1 rRNA gene is annotated in these 1,416 nt (G+C 53.0%); it reads left to right on the top strand.

Annotated features, from left to right (window positions below):
- Nucleotides 1-1,397, top strand: a 23S ribosomal RNA gene (locus AC30D7_RS28700); the annotation flags it as partial.
- Nucleotides 1,398-1,416 lie beyond the last annotated feature (19 nt).

Genomic DNA, 1,416 nt, shown 5'->3' with positions numbered 1-1,416 from the left:
AAGGCCGAGAGCTGATGACGAGTGTTCTTTTAGAACACGAAGTGGTTGATGCCATGCTTCCAAGAAAAGCTTCTAAGCTTCAGGTAACCAGGAACCGTACCCCAAACCGACACAGGTGGTTGGGTAGAGAATACCAAGGCGCTTGAGAGAACTCGGGTGAAGGAACTAGGCAAAATGGCACCGTAACTTCGGGAGAAGGTGCGCCGGTGAGGGTGAAGCATTTACTGCGTAAGCCCACGCCGGTCGAAGATACCAGGCCGCTGCGACTGTTTATTAAAAACACAGCACTCTGCAAACACGAAAGTGGACGTATAGGGTGTGACGCCTGCCCGGTGCCGGAAGGTTAATTGATGGGGTTAGCTAACGCGAAGCTCTTGATCGAAGCCCCGGTAAACGGCGGCCGTAACTATAACGGTCCTAAGGTAGCGAAATTCCTTGTCGGGTAAGTTCCGACCTGCACGAATGGCGTAACGATGGCGGCGCTGTCTCCACCCGAGACTCAGTGAAATTGAAATCGCTGTGAAGATGCAGTGTATCCGCGGCTAGACGGAAAGACCCCGTGAACCTTTACTATAGCTTTGCACTGGACTTTGAATTTGCTTGTGTAGGATAGGTGGGAGGCTTTGAAGCGTGGACGCCAGTTCGCGTGGAGCCATCCTTGAAATACCACCCTGGCAACTTTGAGGTTCTAACTCAGGTCCGTTATCCGGATCGAGGACAGTGTATGGTGGGTAGTTTGACTGGGGCGGTCTCCTCCTAAAGAGTAACGGAGGAGTACGAAGGTGCGCTCAGACCGGTCGGAAATCGGTCGTAGAGTATAAAGGCAAAAGCGCGCTTGACTGCGAGACAGACACGTCGAGCAGGTACGAAAGTAGGTCTTAGTGATCCGGTGGTTCTGTATGGAAGGGCCATCGCTCAACGGATAAAAGGTACTCCGGGGATAACAGGCTGATACCGCCCAAGAGTTCATATCGACGGCGGTGTTTGGCACCTCGATGTCGGCTCATCACATCCTGGGGCTGAAGCCGGTCCCAAGGGTATGGCTGTTCGCCATTTAAAGTGGTACGCGAGCTGGGTTTAGAACGTCGTGAGACAGTTCGGTCCCTATCTGCCGTGGACGTTTGAGATTTGAGAGGGGCTGCTCCTAGTACGAGAGGACCGGAGTGGACGAACCTCTGGTGTTCCGGTTGTCACGCCAGTGGCATTGCCGGGTAGCTATGTTCGGAATAGATAACCGCTGAAAGCATCTAAGCGGGAAACTAGCCTCAAGATGAGATCTCACTGGGACCTTGAGTCCCCTGAAGGGCCGTCGAAGACTACGACGTTGATAGGTTGGGTGTGTAAGCGCTGTGAGGCGTTGAGCTAACCAATACTAATTGCCCGTGAGGCTTGACCATATAACACCCAAGCAATTTG

The organism is Pseudomonas sp. DF5 (assembly GCF_058148225.1).
Note: the sequence above shows the minus strand (reverse complement) of the source record. Positions and strands in the feature narration are given on the sequence as shown.